At 40.4% G+C, this 24,587-nt stretch carries 21 protein-coding genes; 13 read left to right on the top strand and 8 right to left on the bottom strand.

The window, feature by feature from the left end; translation table 11 throughout:
• The first annotated feature begins 78 nt into the window (after window positions 1-78).
• The gene (glgX, locus tag H6G57_RS06850; RefSeq protein WP_190517306.1) at window positions 79-2,148 is read left to right on the top strand and encodes a glycogen debranching protein GlgX; all 2,070 of its coding nucleotides are present in this window, start codon (window positions 79-81) and stop codon (window positions 2,146-2,148) included.
• Window positions 2,149-2,198: 50 nt separating this feature from the next.
• Here the strand turns inward: glgX and H6G57_RS06845 are convergent, their stop codons facing one another.
• Window positions 2,199-2,864, bottom strand: a complete 666-nt coding sequence (locus tag H6G57_RS06845; RefSeq protein WP_190517112.1) for a glutathione S-transferase family protein — start codon at window positions 2,862-2,864, stop codon at window positions 2,199-2,201.
• 198 nt (window positions 2,865-3,062) lie between these two features.
• Between H6G57_RS06845 and H6G57_RS06840 the strand changes: the two genes are divergently transcribed.
• From H6G57_RS06840 to H6G57_RS06830, 3 genes are all read left to right on the top strand, one after another.
• Window positions 3,063-3,644, top strand: coding sequence for a hypothetical protein (locus H6G57_RS06840; RefSeq protein ID WP_190517110.1), 582 nt, complete (start codon window positions 3,063-3,065; stop codon window positions 3,642-3,644).
• Window positions 3,645-3,735: 91 nt separating this feature from the next.
• The gene (locus tag H6G57_RS06835; RefSeq protein WP_190517109.1) at window positions 3,736-5,676 is read left to right on the top strand and encodes a penicillin-binding protein 2; all 1,941 of its coding nucleotides are present in this window, start codon (window positions 3,736-3,738) and stop codon (window positions 5,674-5,676) included.
• Window positions 5,677-5,957: 281 nt separating this feature from the next.
• Window positions 5,958-6,905 carry an Hpt domain-containing protein gene (locus H6G57_RS06830; protein WP_190517107.1) on the top strand — a complete coding sequence of 316 codons (948 nt, stop codon included), beginning with the start codon at window positions 5,958-5,960 and terminating at the stop codon, window positions 6,903-6,905.
• A 16-nt stretch (window positions 6,906-6,921) separates the two neighbouring features.
• Here the strand turns inward: H6G57_RS06830 and radC are convergent, their stop codons facing one another.
• From radC to gcvP, 3 genes are all read right to left on the bottom strand, one after another.
• Window positions 6,922-7,653, bottom strand: a complete 732-nt coding sequence (gene radC / locus H6G57_RS06825; RefSeq protein ID WP_190517304.1) for a DNA repair protein RadC — start codon at window positions 7,651-7,653, stop codon at window positions 6,922-6,924.
• 222 nt (window positions 7,654-7,875) lie between these two features.
• The gene (locus tag H6G57_RS06820; RefSeq protein WP_190517105.1) at window positions 7,876-8,718 is read right to left on the bottom strand and encodes an MOSC domain-containing protein; all 843 of its coding nucleotides are present in this window, start codon (window positions 8,716-8,718) and stop codon (window positions 7,876-7,878) included.
• 274 nt (window positions 8,719-8,992) lie between these two features.
• A complete protein-coding gene (gcvP, locus tag H6G57_RS06815) occupies window positions 8,993-11,923 on the bottom strand; it encodes an aminomethyl-transferring glycine dehydrogenase (RefSeq protein ID WP_190517104.1) in 2,931 nt (976 codons plus the stop codon).
• A 386-nt stretch (window positions 11,924-12,309) separates the two neighbouring features.
• Here gcvP and H6G57_RS06810 point away from each other — a divergent pair, with 386 nt between their 5' ends.
• From H6G57_RS06810 to H6G57_RS06795, 4 genes are all read left to right on the top strand, one after another.
• Window positions 12,310-12,696, top strand: a complete 387-nt coding sequence (locus tag H6G57_RS06810) for a DUF2358 domain-containing protein (protein ID WP_190517102.1) — start codon at window positions 12,310-12,312, stop codon at window positions 12,694-12,696.
• 38 nt (window positions 12,697-12,734) lie between these two features.
• The gene (locus tag H6G57_RS06805) at window positions 12,735-13,922 is read left to right on the top strand and encodes a TRC40/GET3/ArsA family transport-energizing ATPase (protein ID WP_190517100.1); all 1,188 of its coding nucleotides are present in this window, start codon (window positions 12,735-12,737) and stop codon (window positions 13,920-13,922) included.
• A 67-nt stretch (window positions 13,923-13,989) separates the two neighbouring features.
• The gene (locus tag H6G57_RS06800; protein ID WP_190517099.1) at window positions 13,990-15,237 is read left to right on the top strand and encodes an AAA family ATPase; all 1,248 of its coding nucleotides are present in this window, start codon (window positions 13,990-13,992) and stop codon (window positions 15,235-15,237) included.
• A gap of 163 nt (window positions 15,238-15,400) precedes the next feature.
• A complete protein-coding gene (locus tag H6G57_RS06795; RefSeq protein WP_190517097.1) occupies window positions 15,401-15,568 on the top strand; it encodes a hypothetical protein in 168 nt (55 codons plus the stop codon).
• 62 nt (window positions 15,569-15,630) lie between these two features.
• Here the strand turns inward: H6G57_RS06795 and H6G57_RS06790 are convergent, their stop codons facing one another.
• Complete coding sequence (locus tag H6G57_RS06790; protein ID WP_190517096.1) at window positions 15,631-16,425, bottom strand: inositol monophosphatase family protein; 795 nt, start codon at window positions 16,423-16,425, stop codon at window positions 15,631-15,633.
• 65 nt (window positions 16,426-16,490) lie between these two features.
• On the opposite strand from H6G57_RS06790, the gene H6G57_RS06785 reads away from it, so the two are divergent.
• Window positions 16,491-16,823, top strand: coding sequence for an NAD(P)H-quinone oxidoreductase subunit M (locus H6G57_RS06785; protein WP_190517094.1), 333 nt, complete (start codon window positions 16,491-16,493; stop codon window positions 16,821-16,823).
• 65 nt (window positions 16,824-16,888) lie between these two features.
• Here the strand turns inward: H6G57_RS06785 and H6G57_RS06780 are convergent, their stop codons facing one another.
• Window positions 16,889-17,188, bottom strand: a complete 300-nt coding sequence (locus H6G57_RS06780) for a hypothetical protein (protein WP_190517093.1) — start codon at window positions 17,186-17,188, stop codon at window positions 16,889-16,891.
• A gap of 317 nt (window positions 17,189-17,505) precedes the next feature.
• On the opposite strand from H6G57_RS06780, the gene H6G57_RS06775 reads away from it, so the two are divergent.
• The 3 genes from H6G57_RS06775 (at window position 17,506) to H6G57_RS06765 (ending at window position 22,937) form a co-directional block, all read left to right on the top strand.
• A complete protein-coding gene (locus H6G57_RS06775; RefSeq protein WP_190517091.1) occupies window positions 17,506-19,719 on the top strand; it encodes a PP2C family serine/threonine-protein phosphatase in 2,214 nt (737 codons plus the stop codon).
• A gap of 151 nt (window positions 19,720-19,870) precedes the next feature.
• Window positions 19,871-22,114 (top strand): cation:proton antiporter, encoded by a 2,244-nt coding sequence (locus tag H6G57_RS06770; protein WP_190517090.1) that lies wholly within the window; start codon window positions 19,871-19,873, stop codon window positions 22,112-22,114.
• Between the two features lie 181 nt (window positions 22,115-22,295).
• On the top strand, window positions 22,296-22,937 hold the full coding sequence (locus H6G57_RS06765) for a Uma2 family endonuclease (protein ID WP_190517088.1): 642 nt from the start codon (window positions 22,296-22,298) through the stop codon (window positions 22,935-22,937).
• Window positions 22,938-22,958: 21 nt separating this feature from the next.
• On the opposite strand, the gene H6G57_RS06760 is transcribed toward H6G57_RS06765, so the two are convergent.
• Window positions 22,959-23,324 carry a DUF5615 family PIN-like protein gene (locus H6G57_RS06760; protein WP_190517087.1) on the bottom strand — a complete coding sequence of 122 codons (366 nt, stop codon included), beginning with the start codon at window positions 23,322-23,324 and terminating at the stop codon, window positions 22,959-22,961.
• Window positions 23,315-23,671, bottom strand: a complete 357-nt coding sequence (locus tag H6G57_RS06755; protein WP_199314031.1) for a DUF433 domain-containing protein — start codon at window positions 23,669-23,671, stop codon at window positions 23,315-23,317. Before H6G57_RS06755 ends, H6G57_RS06760 begins: the two co-directional genes overlap by 10 nt.
• A 174-nt stretch (window positions 23,672-23,845) precedes the next feature.
• Between H6G57_RS06755 and H6G57_RS06750 the strand changes: the two genes are divergently transcribed.
• Window positions 23,846-24,487 (top strand): Uma2 family endonuclease, encoded by a 642-nt coding sequence (locus H6G57_RS06750; RefSeq protein WP_190517085.1) that lies wholly within the window; start codon window positions 23,846-23,848, stop codon window positions 24,485-24,487.
• Window positions 24,488-24,587: the final 100 nt, after the last annotated feature.

Below are 24,587 nucleotides of genomic sequence, written 5' to 3'. Positions count from 1 at the left end.
AATTATTCTACAAGAAATGGGGTACAACAATTGAACTTAGCCATTGACAATACAGAAAACCAGCAAGGAGTTAAAGGCATGAATTTTGATGTCTTATCCGGTCAAAGTTTCCCCTTGGGGGCTACCGTTTATCCCAAGGGGGTGAATTTTTGCGTTTTTTCTAAAAATTGTCTTGCTATAGAATTATTATTGTTTGATAGCCCGGACGCGGCTGTACCCACTCATATTATTCCCTTTGATCCCAAACGAAATAAAACCTTTTATTATTGGCATATTTTTGTTACGGGGGTTAAACCTGGACAAATTTATGGCTATCGAGTTTATGGCTTATTTGAACCGGAGTTAGGATATCGATTTGACCCCGATAAACTGTTGTTAGATCCCTATGCAAAAGCCATTGTTAATACAGAAAATTATAGTCGAGTTGCTGCTTCGGTTCCTGGGAATAATTTTGCCCAAGCTTTAAAGGGTGTTGTAGTTGATAATAGCACCTATGATTGGGAAGGAGATAAACCTTTAGAATTACCTTACTCCCAAACGATTATTTATGAACTTCATGTCGGTGGTTTTACCCGCAATCCTAATTCAGGAATTTCTCCTGAAAAACGGGGAACTTATGCTGGATTAATTGAAAAAATACCTTATTTAAAAGATTTAGGAATTACAGCCGTTGAATTATTACCCATTCATCAATTTGATGAACAGGATGCCGTTCCTCCTCGTAATAATTATTGGGGATATAGTACCATTTCATTTTTTGCCCCCCATCGACAATATAGTTCTTGTCGGGATGCCTTTGGCCCCTTAGATGAATTTCGAGATATGGTGAAGGCACTGCATAAAGCTGGAATTGAAGTGATTTTAGATGTGGTTTATAACCATACGGCTGAAGGCAATGAAGACGGGCCGACGTTATCCTTTCGAGGATTGGATAACAGTATGTATTATATTTTAGAAAAAGAGAATCCGGCTTATTATAGTAATTATAGTGGCTGTGGTAATACGATTAAAGCCAATCATGAAATTTCAGGACAATTAATTATTGATAGCCTACGATATTGGGTTTCAGAAATGCACGTCGATGGATTTCGCTTTGATTTAGCTTCGATTTTATCACGAGATAAAGAAGGAAATCCCATTGATGATGCTCCGATTTTATGGATTATTAAATCTGACCCCGTATTAGCCGGAGCTAAATTAATTGTTGAAGCTTGGGATGCAGGAGGATTATATCAAGTTGGGTCTTTAGCAGGCGATCGCTTTGGAGAATGGAATGGACAATTTAGAGATGATGTTCGCCGTTTTGTTAAAGGAGATGAAGAACAAGTTGAAAAGTTAGCCTATCGGATTATGGGGAGTCCTGATATTTATCCCCATCCTGATCGAGAAGTGCATTGTAGCGTTAATTTTGTCACCTGTCATGATGGCTTTACTTTAAATGATTTAGTGTGTTATAATGAAAAACATAATGAAGCTAATGGCGAAAAAAATAGAGACGGTTCCGACTGTAATTTTAGCTGGAATTGTGGCATTGAAGGGCCAACGGATGACTTATATATTCAAGCGTTACGCCTACAACAAATTAAAAACCTTTGGGTGATCTTATTACTGTCTCAAGGAACCCCGATGTTATTAATGGGGGATGAAGTTTGCCGCACCCAATTCGGAAATAATAACGCCTACTGTCAAGATAATGAATTAGGATGGTTTGATTGGAGCGATGTGGGCAAACATCCTGATGTTTTACGGTTTGTAAAGAGTTTAATTCGCTTTAAAAAAGAACTCCATCTTTTTCAATTAGATGATGTTTTAGAAGTGGATATTGAGAGCGATTTGCCTTATATTATGTGGCATGGAGTTCGCCTGGGAAAACCAGATTTAAACGAAAACTCTCGCAGTATTGCTTGTAGTTTATATCATCCCGAAAAAGGTGAATATCTACATATTATGTTAAATGCCTATTGGGAACCCTTAAAATTTCAAATTCCTCCTCTGTCTAAAAATGAACGTTGGCATCGTCTCGTTGACACCGCTTTAGTCGTTCCCAACGATATTAGTAGTTTAAGCGTGGCTCCTCCCATTTCGGTAAAATACTATCACGTTAGTCCTCGTTCTGCCGTTGTTTTAATGGCTCAATCGTTGAGATGAAGTATCCCACGCTGATCACGTCAAACGTGGGATACTGGTTACAGAAGAAACTAAAGTCCTGGGGGGAAAGGTTCTTGGCAAAGACTGTGAATTTCCTTGATCCGTTCAAATAGCCAAGGGTAATCCTCTCGATACTCTGGGATCAAGGCTAGGGGGCTCAGAAGTGCCGCAGCCGAGAGATCAGCGATACTGATTTGATCCCCGACTAAATAAGGCTGATGTTTCCAAACGGCTAAGACTTCAAAGGCTGTTTGTAAGCGGGTTTTAGCCAGTTCAACGGTAGCTGAATTAATCTGATATTGCCAACGGACAACTTGAATGACCAATTGACTCGATAGGGAGGGATCAATCACTTTCCCTTCCCCAGAACGAAATTGATAATAAATAAATCGAGTCGCGGTTCCAATACTTTCATCTAACCAATCTTCTAATAGGGCGGCTTGGGTCTGTTGCTGAAGATCACTGAGAAATAAAGGGGGTTGAGGATAATGGTGTTCTAAATACTTAAAAATTCGAGTAGAATCTGCAATAGCCTGGGGTTGACCCTCTAATTGAGGCAATAAAACGGGAACCGTTGTCAGTCCCGTTAAAGGTTTTAGTTTGAGAGTATGAAGGCCAGGGGTGAGATTTTCCACTTGATAAGAAATCCCTTTGTAGCCCAAGGCTAAACGAGCCTTCCGACAGTAATGGGATGTACTAAACTGCAACAGGAGCATAAAAAAATAAAACTGATCAACAATTAATAGGGGAAACTGCAATTTAACAATATTTTGGGGTTTTTTCGTGATTAGATAGTTACTAAGTCAGTTTAAAAATAAAAGGTTAGAGGGTTCTGTTGGACATTATTCCTACCGAGCCTGATCCCTGTTTCCATTGCCCCACACCGAAAGCTGAAGTCAAGGTAGGTAAATTGTATGGCTGTAGCGTTTAAATCAACTTCTTCCCCTCAACGCAGACCTTCTCGTTCCGTTCATCTTCCTTCCACTCAAAATAAAGTTATTTCCTTTGATCAAGCTCGGAAAAAACGGGTTATAACACCCTTGATGAATTCTGTCCCTTTGGTTGAGCCTCTGTCTCCCCTTCCCACACCAACTGTTGTTAAAGTGCTGCCCAAGCCAAAGCCACAACCCTTATGGTTAAGCTCTATTATTGCCTTACAACGGGCCTCATCCGTGGTCACATCCTTGATTATTGGCTCAACGTTAACGGTTTATGGTTTAACGGTTTATGGAGAGTCTAGTTGGACACAAGAATATCCCAGATTAGAACAATTGCGGGCCACCGAACAACAACTCCAAGCCGCTCAAGAAGTCTTAAAAAATGAAATAGCCATCCAAGCGGATCAACCGACAACAGGGCTTGTCGTTCCCCAACCCGGTGATATGATCTACGTTGAACCCGCAGCCCCCCGTCCCGAACTATCTCCCCCAGCTACTCCCCCCTCAGACCTTAAGCCTTCTGCTCACTCATTAACCAACAAACCGTTAGGATATTAAGGGGTTGACCGTTGATACAAAACCCATAACCAGATTGATTTCTTTCTCCCCCCCCGTCCCCCCGTCCCCCCGTCCCCCTGTCTCCTACTCTATGGCTTCTTCAGACTACTCCTCAAAGTCTCGTTCTCAACGACGTGCTTCTTCTCCTCATCAACGGGGGGATAATAAATCGGCTATGGGGCGGAAAAAATCTACGGTTGGGGGTCAACGGCGAAAGTCTACATCACGGAATACCGTGACCGTTGCGCCATCAACTGTGTCTCCAAAGCCAGGAAGAATCTCCATACCTTATCCTCGAAAATGCGATCGCAGCCGTTTAATATTAGTTTGGTTCATTATATTAGGTGGAATTTTTGGCCTAGCTTTTAATTTATTTCGCTTACAAATGGGTCAAGACTCTTCCTTTCTCAGAGAAAAAGCTAAAACGCAACAAGAACAACGAATTTTACCTTTTGTTCCTCGCCGTCCCATTACGGATAAAAACGGAAATATTCTGGCTTTAGATCGGCGAGTTTATACCCTTTATGCTCATCCTAAACTTTTTAAACAATCTCCAACGGAAATTGCGGAAAAGTTAGCTCCTGTGTTGGTAAGAGAAGACTTCACGACACCCAATGCTAACGAACTTGTTCAACTGTTTAGTACCTTACCAAGTGGGATTAAAGTAGCAGATTTTATTCCTGAAGAAGTCTCAAACCGCATTCAAAATTTAGGGTTTGATGGATTAGAATTGCTAGAAAATCGTCAACGACTTTATCCGCAACAGGATATTACCGCCGATGTCGTGGGTTATATTAATCCTGAAGGCAAAGGTCAAGCGGGAATAGAATACAGTCAAGAAAGTTTATTAGAGCGTACCATGCCCTCTTTGTCCTTTCAACGCGCAGCAAATGGGGCTTGGGTTCCTGAACAAATTGCCACCGGATTTATTCCCGTTGATGATTTACAATTACGGCTAACCATTGACACTTCTTTACAACGAATTGCCCGTAAAGCACTGCAAAAAAATGTTCAAGAATATAAAGCCAAACGGGGAACAGTTATTGTCATGGATGCCAGCGATGGCTCAGTCTTAACCCTTGTCAATGAACCGTCTTATAATCCTAATCAATATTATAAATTTGACTTAGAACGCTTCAAAAATTGGGCTTTAACAGACCTTTATGAACCCGGTTCAACCTTTAAACCCATTAACGTCGCTTTAGCCTTAGAAGCCGGAGCCATTCAAGCGGATACGGTGATTAATGATGAAGGAAATATTCAAGTCGGAGGCTGGCCGATTCAAAATGCTGACGGTGCTGCTAGAGGGGCCATTAATATTACGGATGTGGTGAAATATTCTAGCAACGTGGGGATGGTGAGGATTATGCAACGCCTGGAGCCAGAGGTGTTTTATGAAGGCTTAAAACGCTTAGGTTTAGGAACAACCCTAGGAATTGATTTACCCTTTGCGGCGGCTAGTACCCTAAAAACAAAAGAACAATTTGTCTCCGCTCCCATTGAACCCGCAACAACCGCTTTTGGCCAAGGTTTTTCCATTACTCCAATTCAGTTAGCCCAACTTCATAGCCTTTTAGCCAATGGCGGTAAACTCGTAACTCCCCACGTTGTTCAAGGGTTATATAACAGTAAAGGCCAACTGTATTGGAAACTTCCCCTTCCTGAACCCAAACAAGTGTTTTCCGATGAAACCGCCAATGCTGTTTTAAAAATGATGGAAAGTGTGGTTAAAGAAGGGGGAACCGGGACAAGAGCCGCAATTGAAGGCTATCGAATTGGGGGAAAAACTGGGACGGCTCAAAAAGCATCTCCTGATGGCGGCTATTCCTCGAATGCTTTAATTACCAGTTTTGTTGGGATTTTAAGTGTTGACCATCCCCGTTATGTTGTGGTCGCAGTGGTGGATGAACCCCTGGAAGGTCGCGCCGGAGGAATTGTTACCGCACCCATTGTTAAATCGGTGATGGAAGGGTTAATTCATCTGGAAAAAGTTCCACCCTCAGAAATTCCCTCAGAAACTCCGGGTCAGTAGAAGAGGGGAAGCAGGGGAAGCAGTACGAATGTCCTCGCTCGCTATCAACAGTCAACAGTCCAGAATCAATACCGTTTTGATTCTGAGTTAGTTGATGAATATAGAAGAAAAAATCTTAGCTGAGGAAGAAAAGGGATAATCTTGGGTTAAATTAAGATTCAGGAGTGAGTTGCCACTGGGTGAACTCTGTCTTTACCCAGCCATCAAAAACTCAGGGCGAGGCGACACGACTCAATGAAAACACGCTCTGTTTCAACTGATAAGGGTTTAGGAGGGCTGCTGTGCCAACAAACCAAGACCAAAAGATCTTTGCTATCTTCATGGAAGAAGCTGAGGAGCGTCTTGAAACCCTGCAAACGGGGCTAACAGAGCTACCTGCAATTATGGCTGATGCTGACCGGGAGCGTGTAACGGCCATCTATCGGGCTGCCCACTCCATTAAAGGAGCCGCCGCGATGTTGATGGACAAGATGCCCAGTCTCACCAGCATTAATAAGGTGTCCAAGCGCTTAGAAGATTGTTTTAAGATGGTGAAGGACACGCCACTTAAAATTGATGCGACAACCCAAACCCTCTATACTAAAGGGTTTGAAGTGCTGAAGAATTTAATTGATCGTGCGGCAAGTCCAGCAGGACTTTCAGAAGAAATGGGGGAGAAAATTCTACAAGCGTCCCTTCCCCTTTATGATAAGTTGGAAAATAACTTAAAAGGCTTGATGAGTGGTAAAGCACCCGCAGCAACAGCCCAAACAGCACCCGCGACCGAAACACCTGGGGTTGCTAATGCTGTCAATCAAGTTATGACGGTTCTTAAACCGATGTTGCAGGGATTTAAACAAGCAGAATCTCCAGAATCTCGTAAACAATTGGCGGGTTTGTGCGCTCGATTAACGAAAATTGGAGTCGGAATTGAACCTTGGCAAACCTTAGTTAAAACGGCTCATGGTGCGATCGCTAATCCTAAAAATTCTTTTAAAGTTTTAGCGAATCCCATTATTAACGAGTTAAAGCAAGGAGCCGAACTCTTACAAGCTGGAAAAGCAAACACAATTGCTCCGAGTGCAGCGTTATCAACCTTAGCGGGAGCCAAAGCAGCCGCTAAACCTGCCTCTGGAGAAATTACAATTCCGGCTGATCCGAAAGAGGTGGTTAAAGTTCTCTTGAAAACGTTTAATAAACAACAATTACAAGCGATCGCTCAATTGTTAATTAAACACGTTAAATCCTAAAAAACACTCTTTTAGACTATTCCATTTGGGGATATTCTTCCCATAAGGAAGTTGTAGAGCGCAAACTTAGGAAATTACCATTTCCTAAAATAATATGATCTAAAAGTGGAATCGATAAAAATTGCGCCCCCTGCAAGAGTTGACGAGTTAAATTAATATCTTCTGAACTGGGTTCTACATTCCCCGACGGATGATTATGTGCCAAAATTGCCCGTGTTGCGCCACTTTTCAAGACTTCTCTAAAAATATCACGGGGATGGGCGATAGTTTCCGTTGCACTACCAATGGTAATCACTTGAGTTCCTAAAAGGCGATGTTTCACGTCTAACAACAACACCGCAAATCGTTCCTGGGGTTGCCACATTAAATCATGACTTAACGCATCCGCCGCCGCTTGGGGAGTTTCAATGATGGCTAAATCAGGCGGTTTAGACTGAAAAACCCGTTTTCCTAATTCCACCGCCGCTAAAATAGTCGTGGCTTTTGCCGTCCCGATGCCATGAATTTGAGTTAATTCGTGAACCCCAATATCCCGTAGTACCGACAAGGGATCTCGTTGATGCTGACTTAACTGGTTTAACACATATTGTCCTAAACCTACCGCCGATAATTTTCCCTTTCCCTGACCCGTTCCCAACAGAATTGCAATCAATTCAGCCGTGGCTAAATTTCTGGAGCCAATGGCCATTAGTCGTTCACGGGGACGCTCATCACTGGGCAAATCAGCAATTCTGAGGCTATAGGTCATTTGGGCAGCACCCCACCAACGCAACATATATGGTATTAAATATTACTAAATTTTTTCCATAAGTTCAAGGTGAATCTAGCTTAAAGTTCCCGACTTTCAAAGGTTTTCCTCAAATTAAGTCTCCGCAATTCTAACTTGCGCTTGTAACAAAAGTGAAGTTTATAACACCAACAAGGCGGAACGCTTTTGAGGTGGGTCTTCTGACTGGTATTGATGAAAGCGTCAATGGGTTTCAACGACCTTAACAGAATCACCGACTTGAATTATTCCGGTATTTCGAGGAATCATATTAAAACCAAACATGACTCCGCGTGGCTGTTGTCGAAAGGTCGCTAAGGTTTTCAATGGTTCTTTTAACTCATTGCGTTCCCCACTTTTTTGATTGGTTGTTGTTACAATACAACGGCTACAAGGTTTGACTAAATCAAAATAAACCTCTCCAATTAAAATTGTTTTCCAATCATCTTCAATAAAAGGTTGATTGGTATCAATCACGATATTAGGTCTAAATCGATTCATCGGAATTTCTGGTGATGATGTTGAATAGGTTTCTTTGAGTTTTCGATTCAATTCTGCTAAAGAAGCCGTATTCGTTAATAAACAAGGATAACCATCGGCAAAACTGACTTGATTATTAGGATTAACGGCATAATTTGGATCAACAGGTCGAATAAAATCAGGAGATTGTCGCATTAACCGAAAATAAGGTTGTTGATCTTGTTTTAAAGCGTATTGTAACCAATCTGCAACAGCATCTCCTTGATCAATCGCAACGGTTTGATCCCGCCATACTTGTACCGTTTTGGAAGTTCCTGTTAATGTTGGTTGAAGTTTAAAGGGTTCAATTTCTTGATCGTCAACAGATAATTCAATCTGATTCTCTAATCGTTGAACTTGAATTTTAGTTAATTGGGGATAGGTTCTCTGGGTAACAAACTGACCGGATTCATCAACCCACATAAATTCTCGATCCCCTGCTAACCCTTTGAGTGTAACTTCAGCTTGGTTTAGGGCAATTCTGCCACAGGATTTAATCGGATAGATAAAAAGTTCTAGCAGATTCATGAATCAGATCTCCATAATAATCTAATTGCTATTTTAGGACTTACTCATCTATAGTAAGTCTAAATGAATTGTACACTCATAATGATCAAAATTATTAACCCTAAAAAGTGTGTAGGGGCGAGGCGCGCCTCGCCCCTACGATTGTTCGGATTTATATCTATTTCTATAAATAAATTTTTATTTGGGATTTTTAGATATTTAATATTAATAAAGGAGAATAGGAAACCCCAAAATATGATAATTTTCTGTTCCCTATTCTCAGCTTACTGTTCCCTTATTGATAAGCGTCCATGGGCAAACAAGAACAAACGAAATTGCGATCGCCAAAAGCATTATCAATGCGTCCCACAGACGGCCAGAATTTATGCTCTTTTGTCCAGGGTGCAGGATAAGCTGCTTGTTCACGGGAATAGGGATGATTCCATTCACCACAAATTAATGATGCTGCGGTATGGGGAGCATTTTTTAACACATTATTTGTGGCATCCATAACCCCAGATTCAATTTCAGAAATCTCCTGACGAATGGCAATCATAGCATCACAAAATCGGTCTAATTCTGCTTTAGATTCGCTTTCAGTCGGTTCTACCATCATCGTTCCTGCCACAGGCCAAGAAACCGTTGGCGCATGAAATCCATAATCCATTAAACGCTTGGCAATATCATCAACTTCAATGGCTGCGGATTTCTTCACAGAACGCAAATCTAAAATACATTCATGGGCAACAAATCCCTGATTTCCTTTGTACAAAATCGGGTAATATTCATCTAAACGACGGGCAATATAATTAGCATTTAAAATTGCCACTTTTGTCGCTTCTGTTAATCCTTTTGCCCCCATCATGGCAATATACATCCAAGAAATCACCAGAATACTCGCACTTCCCCAAGGTGCGGCGGAAACGGCCCCAATGTGTTTATTTCCTTCTAATTTCACCACCGCATGACCGGGAAGAAAGGGAACCAAATGAGACGCAACTCCAATGGGCCCCATTCCTGGCCCACCGCCCCCGTGAGGAATACAGAAGGTTTTATGCAGGTTTAGGTGGCAGACATCGGCCCCAAAATCCCCTGGACGACATAACCCCACTTGGGCGTTCATATTTGCCCCATCCATATAAACTTGTCCACCATTGGCATGAATGATATTACAAATCTCTTGAATTCCGGTTTCAAATACACCGTGAGTTGAGGGATAAGTTATCATTAATACCGCTAAATTATCTCGATGTTTTTCAGCTTTAGCTTGCAAGTCAGCAATATCAATATTGCCTTGGTTATCACAGACAACCGGAACAACTTTAAACCCGCACATGACAGCACTAGCAGGGTTTGTTCCATGAGCAGATTCAGGAATTAAACAAATATTCCGGTGAAGTTCTCCTCGATTTTCATGATATTGACGAATTACTAATAATCCGGCATATTCTCCTTGAGAACCCGCATTCGGTTGTAATGAAATCCCTGCAAATCCTGTAATTTCAGCCAACCAATTTTCTAACTGTTCAAACAGAATTTGATAACCTTGGGTTTGGGATTTTGGGGCGAAAGGATGAAGTTTTCCAAATTCTGGCCAAGTCACCGGAATCATTTCGGCGGTTGCGTTTAATTTCATCGTACAGGAACCCAAAGGAATCATTGAGGTATTTAACGATAAATCCTTGGTTTCTAAGCGATGAATATAACGCAAAAGTTCCGTTTCTGAATGGTAACTGTTAAAAACGGGATGGGTTAAATAGGCAGATTGACGAGTAAAGGGGGTAAGATGATCTGAGGCTTTTAACATCTCTTCAATGGTAAAAGGTAACTCAGACCCTGCAAAGATTGACCACAAATCAATCACATCTTGCAGGGTTGTGGTTTCATCTAAACTAATCCCAACTGTATGCTCATCAATGATGCGGATGTTAATTTCTTTCGCTTCGGCTGCTGACAGAATTTCCGTTAAGGATTTTTCCCCTAATTCTACTTTAATCGTATCAAAAAAGGGTTCTGTTCCCATTGAATAGCCTAAACGTTTTAACCCTTCTGCTAAGGTTAGAGTTAATTGATGAATAGTTTGGGCAATTTGTTGAAGTCCAGACGGCCCATGATAGACCGCATATAAACTTGCAATCACCGCTAATAATACTTGTGCTGTACAAATATTACTGGTGGCTTTATCACGGCGAATATGTTGTTCACGGGTTTGTAAAGCTAACCGCAAAGCAGGGTTTCCTTGAGAATCTTTAGAAATACCGACCATCCGCCCTGGAACGTTGCGTTTATAGGCTTCTTTAGTGGCAAAATAAGCTGCATGGGGGCCACCATAACCCAGGGGAACGCCTAAGCGTTGGGTACTTCCGACTGCAATATCTGCTCCGAATTCCCCCGGAGGAGTTAACAGCGTTAAACTTAAAATATCCGCCGCCACTGTAACTAAAGCATTGTGTTGATGGGCCGTTTCAATAAAATTACGATAGTCATAAATTGACCCATCACTCGCTGGATATTGCAGCAAACAGCCAAAAATTGGAGTATTAAAATCAAAGGTGCGGTGATCTCCAATAATAATATCAATGCCTAATGGAATTGCACGGGTTTTGACGACATCAAGGGTTTGAGGATGACAATCTTGAGAAACAAAAAAGCTGTTAGCTTTGGTTTTAGAAACCGCATAACTCAAACTCATGGCTTCCGCAGCCGCCGTTGCTTCATCTAATAAAGAAGCATTCGCAATTTCTAATCCGGTTAAGTCAATAATTAGGGTTTGAAAATTCAGTAAAGCTTCTAAACGACCTTGGGCAATTTCCGCTTGATAGGGAGTATAAGCCGTATACCAACCGGGGTTTTCTAATATATTGCGTTGAATCACACCGGGTGTGATACAATCAGAATAACCCATGCCAATAAAAGAACGATAAACTTTATTTTGAGAAGCGATCGCTTTTAATTGGTTTAGGGCTGCATATTCACTTAAAGCTTCGGGTAATTTTAAGCTTTGATTGAGGCGAATTGTTGAGGGAATGGTTTGATCAATTAAATCCTCTAAACTAGAAACCCCCAATAATTTTAACATTTGTTGAATTTCATCAACATTGGGGCCTAAATGTCGTTGAACAAACCCCTCTTGTCCCGTAGTTTGTGGGTATTTTCCGTTATCCGTAGCCACAGAAGATGACATCGTTTCAGTCTGGGTGTTTGCTGGGGAAGTAATCTCTAACATGAAACTCCGAATGAGGGTTGACGGTTGACGGTTAATAAACAACCAGATATGAGGGTTGATACCCGGTGTAAAAATCATGTAAACCATTGATACAATCAGAGTCTTAGGTTCAGCTTGAACCGAATCTCAAGTAACAACTGTTTACATTGGCTTAAAAATAGTTTACCAAAAGTTGAGATAGGGTGTAACGGAATCGTTACTGATGTCTGACCTCACCGCTAGGAAGGTTAACGGTTAGTCCGTGTGTCGCACTCAAGTTGATGGATTCAGCTACAATTGATTATTGGTATTAATTTTTTCCTGTTTCTGAATAGAAAGTCAGCGTCCGCCGTTTGATGGGAAACTGTAGAAATGGTGCGTGCGCTGCGCTTACACACCCTACGATTATGAATATTATTGAGATTATTAAACAAGATTATCAACAATTTCCTGATAATCAAAGCTATGATATTTATGCTGATAACGTTTATTTTAAAGACCCCATGAATCAATTTAATGGGTTAAAACGCTATCAACAAATGATTGGATTTATGAAAACTTGGTTTTGGGATATTCAACTGGATTTACATAGTATTACTCAAACTGAGAATTTAATAGAAACCCGTTGGACACTGAGTTGGACAACTCCCCTCCCCTGGAAACCCAGAATTTCTATCCCTGGACGGAGTGAACTCAAATTAAACCCCAATAACCTGATTGAAAGCCATATCGACTATTGGGACTGTTCGCGCTTGGACGTAGTGAAACAGCTATTCTTGCTAAAAACCCGCTAAAGTTAAAGAATGTAAACTAATTTTAAGTTTAAAATCGTATGCGCGTAATTTTAATGACGGGTAAAGGTGGCGTCGGTAAAACCTCCGTTGCGGCTGCAACAGGCTTACGCTGTGCGGAGTTGGGGCATAAAACCCTAGTATTGAGTACCGACCCCGCCCACTCCCTCGCCGATAGCTTTGATATGGAGTTAGGGCACGAACCCCGTCAAGTCCGACCCAACCTTTGGGGGGCTGAATTGGACGCCTTGATGGAACTTGAAGGCAACTGGGGGGCGGTGAAACGCTATATTAGTCAGGTATTACAGGCGCGAGGACTCGATGGAGTCCAGGCGGAAGAATTAGCCATTTTACCGGGGATGGATGAAATTTTCGGCTTGGTACGGATGAAGCGCCATTATGATGAGGGAGATTTTGAGATCCTAATTATTGATTCTGCCCCAACGGGAACGGCGTTGAGATTATTAAGTTTACCCGAAGTGGGCGGTTGGTATATGAGAAAATTTTACAAACCGTTACAAGGGATGTCGGTGGCGTTGCGTCCTCTATTTGAACCGATTTTTAAACCGTTAACGGGGTTTTCTTTACCTGATAAAGAAGTGATGGACGCGCCTTATGATTTTTATGAAAAAATTGAAGCCTTAGAAAAGGTGTTAACGGATAATACGCAAACCTCGGTGCGTTTAGTAACGAACCCTGAAAAAATGGTGATTAAGGAATCTTTACGCGCCCATGCCTATTTAAGTTTGTATAATGTTTCGACGGATTTAGTGATTGCTAATCGCATTATTCCTGAAGAAGTTACCGATCCCTTTTTCAAAAAATGGAAAGAAAATCAACAACAATATCGTCAAGAAATTCATGATAATTTTACTCCCTTACCCGTTAAGGAAGTTCCGTTATTTCCACAGGAATTATGTGGGCTTGAAGCTTTAGAACGATTGAAAGAAACGTTATATAAAGATGAAGATCCCAGCCAAGTTTACTATAAGGAAAATACGGTTCGTGTGGTGGAGGATAAAAATGAATATACGTTGGAATTGTATTTACCCGGTATTCCTAAAGAACAAATTCAACTCAATAAAACCGGAGATGAACTTAATATTAGAATTGGGAATCATCGGCGGAATTTAGTGTTACCCCAAACTTTGGCTATGTTGCAACCTTCTGGGGCTAAAATGGAAGACGATTATTTGAAAATTAAGTTTTCTAATGGGGTGAAGGTGTAAATTTTAGAAACCAGGTTTCTTTGAGTAACCTGGTTTCTAGGATGGAATTAATAAAAACTTATAGATTATGAAAATTAAACAATTAAAAATCCAATCTTTTCGAGGTATTAACAAATTAACCCTAGATTTTGAAACAGATTCACCCACTGTTTTAATTGGGACTAATGGTTCTGGAAAGTCGAGTATTCTTGAATGTTTATCCATTCTGCTATCCTGGTTTACAGCACGAATTCAAAACCCCCAAAGTTCAGGACGTTCTTTTGAAGAAACTGATATTAAAAATGACCAGAGACAAACTCATAATATTATTACTGTGGATTTCTGTAATTCACAGAATGTTAATTGGTCTGTTGTTGGTGTTAGGAAGGGATATAGTAGAGATATTAGCAGTTCATTTGTAGAGCTAAAACAAATTATTGATGAAATTCACAGTTCAGTAGAGGGGGAAAATTTATCATTACCTGTTGTTGTCTACTATCCGACAAATCGGGCTGTTCTTGATATTCCTTTAAGAATTAGAAATAAACATTCTTTTGCACAAATTGAAGCCTACGAAGAAGCATTAACTGGAGGACAAATTGATTTTAGACGCTTTTTTGAATGGTTTCGAGATCGGGAAGATTTGGAAAATGAACGACGTCTTAATGATTATTCCAGTTATAGAGATCCTCAACTAGAAGCAGTCAGAAAAGCTTATGAAGTTTTTATGAATGGGTTTTCTAACTTACGAGTGCAGCGTTCACCCTTACGCATGACTTTACAAAAACAGGGTGAAGAATTAATTATTAATCAACTTTCTGATGGGGAAAAATGTTTATTAGCTTTGGTTAGTGATTTAGCAAGACGATTAGCGATCGCTAATCCTAATTTATCAGAACCTTTACAGGGAAAAGGAGTGATTCTTATTGATGAAATAGAGCTTCATCTTCACCCAAAATGGCAACAAAATATTATTCCAGCTTTAACCCAAACCTTCCCAAATTGTCAGTTTATTGTTTCCACACATTCACCTTTAGTAATCAGTCATGTTGACTGGGTTCATTTATTGTGTGTGACACCGAATGATATAATTGTGAAACGGTTAAGATCCTATGGAAAAGATAGTAACCGAATTTTGGAAACGTTGATGGATTCTTCAGAACGTCCCGTTGAGATTCAAGAAGATTTTCTGGAACTATTTCGCCTGATTGATGGGGATAGATTGGAAGATGCCAAAAGATCACTTCAACAACTGCGAGATAAATTAGGAGAAGAAGATCCTAAATTTGTCAGGGCTGATGGCTTAATTCGACGGAAAGAAATTCTCAATTCATGAAATATATTCAAAAACAGGAAGAACCGCAAAATTTCAAAGATTGGAAACAACAACAAAAGTCCATTGGTGTCAACTGTGGTTATGAGAGTTTTCAAAATCCAGAAAAGAGATTAGTAAAGAAACAATTGATATTCTTAACCTGAATCACTATGATCTAAAAAGAATGCGAAGTGAAGCAATTGAGATATTAGGTATAGGAGAAGGTCTTACTGAAGAGGAAGCTCAAAAACTGGCTAACTTTTATAGTCAATTAGACGAAAAGGAACGTTATCAACCTTTTTGTGTTGCTATTTTGTACTCTTTGAGAGCTTATTTTGGGATTGAATTGTAATAAAAAATTATCTATTGCTAATGTTTATAAGGTGCGTAAGCGATCGCTTACGCACCCTACTTTTATGTTTTAATAAAGGGTTCAAAAACTGATAATAATTCGGGTTGACTCACAACTAATGTAGGATAGGATTGAGTTCCATAATCTCGACCTATTTCTAAGGGGAAGGGTTCGGGAGAGAGGGAACACCAAACCGCACCCGCCGCTTTAACAATTACCCAACTTCCGGCGATATCCCAAATTTTAGGAGTGGCTTCAACGCCTCCTAAAGTTGCACCGACGGCGACGGTGAGGAAATTATAAGCCGCCATGCCTAACATCCGAATTTTACACGGAATTTGGGGAGCGATCGCAATACTTCGAGAACAGAGGTTAAAAAAGTGATTAGAACTTAACACATCGGAACTGGCGTGAATGGGCTGACCGTTTAAAAACGCTCCTTCTGAACCCGTTAAACCCGATGAACCGAACCAAAACCCGTGAAAGGTTTGCTGTAAAGGAGGTAAATGAATCAAACCAAAAACCGGATTTCCTTGATACAGTAATCCTAAAGAAATCCCCCAAATGGGAATTCCTCTGGCGAAATTCGTTGTCCCATCTAAAGGATCAATAATCCAACACCAGTCTGTATTCGGAAAAATATGTTCCGCTTCTTCACTGAGCACCCCATGTTCAGGAAATGTGGTGGCGATACGGGTGCGAATTTCAAGATCGGCCCATTGGTCAGACCGGGTAACTAAACTGCCATCGGCTTTTTCATCCGCTTGGACTGTGCCAAAATCGAGGATTAACTGTTGTCCAACATCGTTAGCCGTTGTTGTGGCAAAGTTTAAAATTTGATTCCAAAAATTACTCATGATTTCCTAAAGTAATGTCAAAATAAATAAACAATCCAGATAAAAACTATTCAGTTAAACCGCTTATGCTGTTGAAATCGACCACTCGCCATATCCATATTTATACGGCGGAAATTCAAAATGAAGAGTTAGTGGACAGCGAACAAGTCCTCACCTTGGATGTTGATCCCGACAATGAATTTAACTGGAATGATCAAGCTTTGCAACAGGTCTATCGGAAATTTGACGAGTTAGTCGAAGTCTTTAATGGCGAAGACCTCACGGAGTATAATTTACGTCGGATTGGATCAGATTTAGAACATTTGGTGCGATCGCTGATCCAAGCGGGTGAAATTAGCTATAATCTCAACTCCCGTGCCGTGAACTATAGTATGGGATTACCGAGAGTCAGTAGTTAAGCTGTGGAACAGGCATCTTGCCTGTTAAGTCTTGGCTGTTAAATCTGGCTCGCCAACAGTCAATACTAAACGGGATGATCAGGATCAACATCCGAAAGATCGGGTTTCTGATTGGATGCAGAAGATTGTTTTTGCGATCGCTGACGTTGTAAAAATTGTTTCATGGACAATTGACGGTTGGTCATGAATCGATTCCAAGCACCGGGAAAAAACTGATCCATCGTTTCAATTAATGCCCAAACCTCCAAATTAATCATTTGGTAGTAGTGACCGTGAGACTGTTTCAATTCAGTGAGCCGTTCATTAATTTCCAAATACGGTAAGAATTTAGGGTCATTGGACGGGTTAGGGGGAGAATGACTCATGAGGTGAGTAGCCTTAAATGATGTTAATTCCCAATCGGTGCTAATTTTTAGAGTGAATTGTACTTTTTAGAATGGGGCATCTACTGCACATCTATTGTGATTCTCTGTTGTCACCTCGTACCGATGGGGTAGAGAGTAACGCTGATCTGTTAGATAATCTATAACAAGAAACGCAATCCTGTTGTAGCGTAGAAACATCATGATCAGAGTCAAGGCACGCTGTTAGGCGAGTCTTTACGAAGCTAACCTCCTAGAGGTAAACCATCCCAATTTTAGACGATGATCGTTGAGTGGCAACAGAGGCGTGAGGAAACCAAATGCAAAATGCTGTGGCAAAACACTATCTGTGGGCTGTAGGTGAAGGGATCGAAGCAGTACCTTCGGGAACGCTGATCGCCGAGCGCTACCTCCTCAAAAGCAGCAAAATTGTGGTTGATACTCGACCCGAACTGCTGCCGGAAATACCAAGCGAGATTTCTGATCAAATTGCCCCCTATCTGAAATTATTTTCCTATCGGTTGCACATTCCGCAGGTATATGGAATTATTTCGCCCCCGAAAGGGGCCAAGAATAAATCCATCATCCTGTTAGAAAAAGGGCCAATTGCACCCCATGGGGAGACTTTAATGCCAACGTTAACGGCTTTGTGGCCGGATGCGAGTGCTATGCGTCAACTCAATTGGTTGTGGCAAATGGCTCAACTCTGGCAACCGTTTAGCCGTCAAGCTGTCGCTTCGAGTTTGCTAGAGGCTGATTTACTGCGGGTTCAGGGGCCTTTTGTCCGGCTATTGCAATTAAACTTAGATGGACACAATATTTCTCTAACGCAGTTGGGTTATTTTTGGCAACAGTGGGTTCCGACGGCACACCCCCGGATTCAAAAATTCCTCCAACAACTCACCCATCAAATGCTTACGGGAGAGTTACGCACCTCAACTCAATTGATCCAGCAATTGGATCAAGCTCTCTCGATCTGTGGACGAGGGTATCATCGGCGGATTGAAATTGCGACTGGAACAGATGCAGGCCCGACTCGTTCTCACAATGAAGATGCTTGTTATCCCAGTGCACAAACCCCCATCCGAGTCCCCTTAACGGAACCTGCCTTGGCTGTTGTTTGTGATGGCATTGGCGGACAGGATGGCGGAGAAGTCGCTTCTTCCATGGCAATTGATGTTTTACGTCAACAGGTGGAACAAATGCCCCTGCATCAAGCCAATTGGGATCCTTTATCTTTAGTTCCTAAATTAAAACGAGCCACTTGTATTGCTAATGATGTAATTTGTCAACGCAATGATGATGAAAACCGTCAGGGTCGCGAACGCATGGGAACCACGCTGGTGATGGCGCTGGCTCATGTTCATGAAATTTATTTAACCCATTTAGGGGATAGTCGTGCCTATTGGGTGAGTTCTAGTGGTTGTCATCAAGTGACGGTGGATGATGATGTGGCTTCTCGACAGGTGCGTTTAGGTTGTGCCCTCTATCGAGATGCTCTCCAACAAGGCGCTTCTGGGGCGTTAATTCAAGCGTTAGGGATTACCTCATCGGTAACGCTACATCCCACGGTACAACGTTTTCCCTTAGATGAAGATTGTGTATTTTTATTATGTTCTGATGGGTTAAGCGATCGCGATCGGGTTGAACAATATTGGGAAACGGAAATTTTACCGATTTTGCATCGAGAAGCCGATTTAGGGACAATTCGCGATCGCCTAATTGAAATTGCTAATACTCAAAACGGCCATGATAATGTCACGATTGCTTTATTATTTATTGAAATTGTTCCCAAGGATGATAACGAATCTTTAAAGGAAGTGTCTGTGGCGCCTGTGGTTCCTTTAAACGATGGGTTGGGTGATGATTCTTCTGATACCAATGATGCGGATGATTCATCGATGGAAACAGAAATTGCCCGCGCTCGACAGACAAAACCTGCGATGTCTAGGGTCTGGTTCCTATCCTTGGGAATTGCTATTTTATTGGGAATTTTAGGCGCTTTGCTGTATGGGTTAGGTTTGTTTAACCCCAATGACCCCGAAGCCCAACAAACTACCCCACCGCCCCCTACTAGCACCCCTTCTCCTTCTCCAACACCCCCTCCCTTACCGGCTCCGATTAGTACCTTAAAATTACAATCTTTTATTCAACTGGGAACTCCTACAGCCAATTCAACCCCGATCATTCTCCTTCAAGAATTTGGGAAACCGGCTCTCAAAGGAAATGTACCACCGGGAACAGTCTTTCAGGTTCAACAAAAACAATCTACTCCTGAAGCCGGAATTTGGATAGAAGTCAAAATTTGTTCCCTTCCTAATCCTACAGATGGACAGCCTTTGAATGGGAACTCCCCTGAACTTGATTCAACGGTTATACCCCCTAACCCTGGGGAACCTCTGGATACAACAACTGCTCCTCCCCTAAAAGTGGGAGATGTGGGCTGGTTAAAGGAACAAGACGTGAATAACCATTTGATTCCTAACTTTACCCCCAGTACAAAACAGAAGGGACAGTGTACATTAGCACCGTAATCAGTAATCAGTTATCAGTAATCAGTAAACAGTCAAGAGGCTGTTTACAGTTACTTTTTATCAACAAAATCTTGATTTTATTTCTTTCACTGATAACTGATAATTGATAACTGATAACTGATAACTGATAACTGATAACTGATAACTGCTTATGGCAACTGAACCGAAATTTATATTAGATTTAGTCACGGCTTTGGGGTCGGCGACCGTAGGAGGGTTTTTAGCAAATCGTTTGCGTCAACCTGTACTGTTAGGTTATTTATTAAGCGGTTTAATCATTGGGCCCTTTGGTTTAAAGTTAATTAAAGATGTCCCTCAAATTCAGTCTTTAGCTGAAGTGGGTGTCGCTTTTTTGTTATTTGCTCTAGGCGTAGAATTTTCTATTGCTGAACTGAAACGAGTTAAAGATATTGCCTTAAAAGGAAGTTTATTACAAATTGGTTTAACAACGGCTGCAATTGCACTCATTTCCTTAATATTCGGATGGGCAAAGACACCCATCGAAGGCATATTTTTAGGGTTTTTACTCTCTTTATCCTCTACCGCAGTTGTTCTTAAAACGTTAACAGAACGGGGAGAAACCAATACCACTCATGGTCAAGTCATGTTAGCAATTTTAATTGCTCAAGACTTGGCATTAGGATTAATGTTAGCAATTCTTCCCGCCTTAAGTCAACCGGGATCGGCGTTAGGAATAGCCCTATTACAAGCAGGATTAAAAGGGGTTATTTTTATTGCTTTTGCTATTTTTGCTGGAATTTGGTTAGTACCGCCGTTAATCAAAACCATTGCCGCAACGGAAAGTTCAGAGTTATTTTTATTATCGGTAATTGCTTTATGTTTAGGGGTGGCATTACTCACCGATGCTTTAGGATTATCGATTGAAATGGGGGCGTTTATTGCCGGATTAATGATTGCTGAAGTTGACTATTCTGATCAAGCATTAGCGAAAGTTTTGCCCTTGCGAGATACCTTTGCCAGTCTATTTTTTATCTCGATAGGAATGTTAATTGAACCATTAGTAATTTTAGATAATTTTGGATTGATTATTTCGTTAGTTTTAATTGTCATGTTAGGAAAAGCCTTAATTGTAGCTCCGATTATTTTAGGATTTGGCTATTCCTTTAAAACCGCAATTATTGCCAGTTTAGGATTAAACCAAATCGGAGAATTTTCCTTTGTTTTAGCTCAAGAAGGCTTAGATTTAGGAATATTAGGAGAGAAAAAATATTTATTAATTATAGGAACAACAGCAATTACATTAGTCTTAACTCCGGTATTATTAAAAGCCGCGCCTCAATTAGCAGATCAAATTGCAGCGTTACCCAGAATTAGCAATTTTTTAAAGAAATTTCGAGATGTGAAAGCCATCGCCCTTCCCGAAACTTTACAAAATCATGTCGTGGTTGCAGGTTATGGACGGGTAGGACAGGTGTTAGTTAATATGTTAAGAAATCAAGGACAAACGGTGTTAGTGATTGAAAATAGTGAAGCTGCAATTCAAAAATTAAGACTACAACAAATCCCCTATATTTTTGGTGATGCTGACTCCGATTTAGTCTTAGAAAAAGTTCATTTAGAACGGGCTAAAGCTTTAGCTGTCGCCCTTCCTGACCCCGCCAGTACCCGAATTTTATTACAACGGGCGTTATCTCTCGCCCCCGATTTAAAAATTGTGGTTCGCGCCCATGAAAATATGGAAGTTGAAATTTTAACTCAATTAGGAGCGTGGGAAGTCGTACAACCGGAATTTGAAGCCGCCTTAGAAATTGGGGCTAATGTATTAGCTGTATTAGGAAAAGATACAGATATTATTCAATCAGTCATTCGGTCAATTCGTACCGGACGTTATCGTAGTGTTCTCCCCGAAAAAATCACGAATTTAGAATTACGAGCATTACAGGAAGCAACAGAAAATTTAAACACAAATTGGGTCGGAATTCACCCCGATTCTCCTTTAGTGGGATTAACCTTAGCTAAAGCCAATATTCGTCATCTCACTGGGGTAACAATTATGGAAATTGAACGGGAAAACGAAAGGTTAAATTATCCAACACCGGATACTGAATTTCAAGTCAATGATCGAGTTTTAGCCGTCGGTTCAAAGGATGAAATTGATCTATTTAAAACCTTAATGGGTCAAGCATCATGGTTAAGTCGAGAAACTATTCGTTGGGTTCCTTTAGAGGAAACTTCTCCTTTAGTCGGTTTATCGTTAACACCTGAAGAATTAACGAATAATTCAACCGGAATTATTGCCATTAGACGACAAGGAAACCTTTATAAATCGGTCAATAAACCCTTTAAGTTAAAAGAGGGGGATGTTTTATTATTACAAACTCCCTTAGAAGATGTGGAAAAATTGATGCAGGAACGCTCAGTTAGTCCTGTTTAAATTTGTTAAAATCAAATTATGTAAAAACCCGGTTTCTTAATAGAGCATCAAGCTTTATGTAGAGACGTTTCATGAATCCCCCTGTAGAGACGTTTCATGAAACGTCTCTACAGGGGAAAAACCGGGTTTTTTATCCCTAATTTTGTTAAAATAAAAGCGATCGCTGATCAATAATATTATTATGCGTCCTATTCAAACCCAACTCCCAACTGATACTTGGATAACAGCAACCTGGGAAGAATACCTCGCTGCATTAGATGATCCCGCCTATGCTAACGCCAGAGGTTACTATTTTAATGGACGCATGAGGTTAGAAATGTCACCCCTTGGAAACCCCCATTCTCGTGATCATTTTATTATTTGTTTAGCTATCGGTTTATTTGCCAGTTTGCGAGGCATTGATTTAGATGGCCATGATAACTGCACCTATCGTAAACGAGGGTTTGATGACGCACAACCGGATGCTTCTTTTTATATTGGTGAAAATGCAGAAATCATTCCTTGGGAAACGACAATTATTGATTTAGATCAGTTTCCTGCGCCTGATTTAGTTATCGAAGTTGCCTATTCTTCTTTAGCAGATGATCAAGGGGAAAAACGGTTACTTTATGAATCTTTAGGGGTACAGGAATATTGGATTATTGATGTACAAGCGGTTAAAATAATGGCGTTTAAAGTTGAGAATAGAGGCAGTTATAGAATTGAACAATCTCAAGTTTTACCCGGGTTAGAGATGGCGATATTAGAGGAAGCATTTCGTCGTAGTCGTCAAACGAATCATGGGAAAGTTAGTGCTTGGTTGTTATCGGAATTTCAAGGTTAATATAATAAAACTCTACGTTTCCTATTTTTTTAACGGAACATAACTAATAATATCTTGATATTCATTTTCCTCCGCAGCTAAAGCAATTAAAATTAAATCATCAATAACTTGACCAAAATTTGCTTGTTTTCTTAAAACTAAAATCCCAGGAATGTGATCTCCATTGTTTAAATGATCAGCTAAATGGACAGGCATAGAACTGCGGTTATTAGTGACTAAAATAAATCCGAATTTTTCACACCAAGACAAAATTTCAGGATCAAGTGTTCCAATAGGGGGAGTATTCGGATCACCAATTCTTAAAACAACAAGATCAGAAACACGATTTTTAAGTTGTTCTTGATAAACAGGAGGGAGATTTTCATCAATTAGATATTTTATGGGCATTCTTGACTTACCTTAACCGCTTCCTGTTCAGCTTTTAACTTCAGCAATCTTTTGACAACAGTAGGAGGATTTTGATCATGTTCTGCTTCAGCTTGATTCGTAGCTGTTAACCAATTTTCTAAATAATCAGAAACCTGTTCTTGATTTCTAAAATAATAAAGAATAGTGGCATAAATTTGTTCTAATGTAACTGTTGTAAAATGCTTTTGAATTTCTTCAGGGGACTGATGATTATACAGATATTCATACAAAATCTGTTCAATGCTGATGCGTGTTCCTTTAATTCGGATATCATCAGAAGCAAGAACATGAAAATAATCGTGCAATTGAATCAATGATTGTATCATTTTTATTAAAGTTTATAGTTGTTTGGGATGACCTATTTTAGCTTGCAAGTGGGGGGATAATCATCATTATAACAATTTATTTAAAAAATGATTGTAGGGAAGCGATCGCTTAAACCAAAAAACTTAGTTACAATTTTGTTAAAATAAAAGCGATCGCTGATCAATAATATTATTATGAGTCCTATTCAAACCCAAATCCCGACCGATACCTGGATAACAGCAACCTGGGAAGAATACCTCGCTGCATTGGATGATCCCACCTATGCTAACGCCAGAGGTTACTATTTTAATGGACGCATGAGGTTAGAAATGTCACCCCTTGGAAACCCCCATTCTCGTGATCACGCCACCATTATTGCAGCCCTTTATCTATTTGCTGCATTGCGGAATATTGATTTAGATGCTCATGATAACTGCACCTACCGTAAACGAGGGTTTGATGACGCACAACCTGATGCTTCTTTTTATATTGGTGAGAATGCAGAAATCATTCCTTGGGAAACTACAATTATTGATTTAGATCAGTTTCCTGCGCCTGATTTAGTGATAGAGGTTGCCTATTCTTCTTTAGCAGATGATCAGGGCGAAAAACGGTTACTTTATGAATCTTTAGGGGTAAAAGAATATTGGATTATTGATGTACAAGCGGTTAAAATTATTGCATTTGAGGTTAAGAATAGAGGCAGTTATAGAATTGAACAATCTCAAGTTTTACCAGGGTTAGAAATGGGAATATTAGAAGAAGCATTTCGTCGTAGTCGTCAAACAAATCATGGGAAAGTTAGTGCTTGGTTGTTATCGCAATTTCAAGGTTAATTTTTGTGAAAAATATTAAAATATTGTAGGGTGGGTGAGAACATGAAGCTTTGAAGCTAGTCGCTAATTTTATTAACTCACCCATCCTAAAAGTTAGAAA

The organism is Planktothrix sp. FACHB-1365 (genome assembly GCF_014697575.1).
GTDB lineage: Bacteria > Cyanobacteriota > Cyanobacteriia > Cyanobacteriales > Microcoleaceae > Planktothrix.
Note: the sequence above shows the minus strand (reverse complement) of the source record. Positions and strands in the feature narration are given on the sequence as shown.

Bases quoted from the DNA above. Each gene is read 5' to 3' on its own strand.
- glgX (WP_190517306.1), top strand. From the start codon at position 79: ATGAATTTTGATGTCTTATCCGGTCAAAGTTTCCCCTTGGGGGCTACC.
- H6G57_RS06845 (WP_190517112.1), bottom strand. From the start codon at position 2,864: ATGCTCCTGTTGCAGTTTAGTACATCCCATTACTGTCGGAAGGCTCGT.
- H6G57_RS06840 (WP_190517110.1), top strand. From the start codon at position 3,063: ATGGCTGTAGCGTTTAAATCAACTTCTTCCCCTCAACGCAGACCTTCT.
- H6G57_RS06835 (WP_190517109.1), top strand. From the start codon at position 3,736: ATGGCTTCTTCAGACTACTCCTCAAAGTCTCGTTCTCAACGACGTGCT.
- radC (WP_190517304.1), bottom strand. From the start codon at position 7,653: ATGACCTATAGCCTCAGAATTGCTGATTTGCCCAGTGATGAGCGTCCC.
- H6G57_RS06820 (WP_190517105.1), bottom strand. From the start codon at position 8,718: ATGAATCTGCTAGAACTTTTTATCTATCCGATTAAATCCTGTGGCAGA.
- gcvP (WP_190517104.1), bottom strand. From the start codon at position 11,923: ATGTTAGAGATTACTTCCCCAGCAAACACCCAGACTGAAACGATGTCA.
- H6G57_RS06810 (WP_190517102.1), top strand. From the start codon at position 12,310: ATGAATATTATTGAGATTATTAAACAAGATTATCAACAATTTCCTGAT.
- H6G57_RS06805 (WP_190517100.1), top strand. From the start codon at position 12,735: ATGCGCGTAATTTTAATGACGGGTAAAGGTGGCGTCGGTAAAACCTCC.
- H6G57_RS06800 (WP_190517099.1), top strand. From the start codon at position 13,990: ATGAAAATTAAACAATTAAAAATCCAATCTTTTCGAGGTATTAACAAA.
- H6G57_RS06795 (WP_190517097.1), top strand. From the start codon at position 15,401: ATGCGAAGTGAAGCAATTGAGATATTAGGTATAGGAGAAGGTCTTACT.
- H6G57_RS06790 (WP_190517096.1), bottom strand. From the start codon at position 16,425: ATGAGTAATTTTTGGAATCAAATTTTAAACTTTGCCACAACAACGGCT.
- H6G57_RS06785 (WP_190517094.1), top strand. From the start codon at position 16,491: ATGCTGTTGAAATCGACCACTCGCCATATCCATATTTATACGGCGGAA.
- H6G57_RS06780 (WP_190517093.1), bottom strand. From the start codon at position 17,188: ATGAGTCATTCTCCCCCTAACCCGTCCAATGACCCTAAATTCTTACCG.
- H6G57_RS06775 (WP_190517091.1), top strand. From the start codon at position 17,506: ATGCAAAATGCTGTGGCAAAACACTATCTGTGGGCTGTAGGTGAAGGG.
- H6G57_RS06770 (WP_190517090.1), top strand. From the start codon at position 19,871: ATGGCAACTGAACCGAAATTTATATTAGATTTAGTCACGGCTTTGGGG.
- H6G57_RS06765 (WP_190517088.1), top strand. From the start codon at position 22,296: ATGCGTCCTATTCAAACCCAACTCCCAACTGATACTTGGATAACAGCA.
- H6G57_RS06760 (WP_190517087.1), bottom strand. From the start codon at position 23,324: ATGCCCATAAAATATCTAATTGATGAAAATCTCCCTCCTGTTTATCAA.
- H6G57_RS06755 (WP_199314031.1), bottom strand. From the start codon at position 23,671: ATGATACAATCATTGATTCAATTGCACGATTATTTTCATGTTCTTGCT.
- H6G57_RS06750 (WP_190517085.1), top strand. From the start codon at position 23,846: ATGAGTCCTATTCAAACCCAAATCCCGACCGATACCTGGATAACAGCA.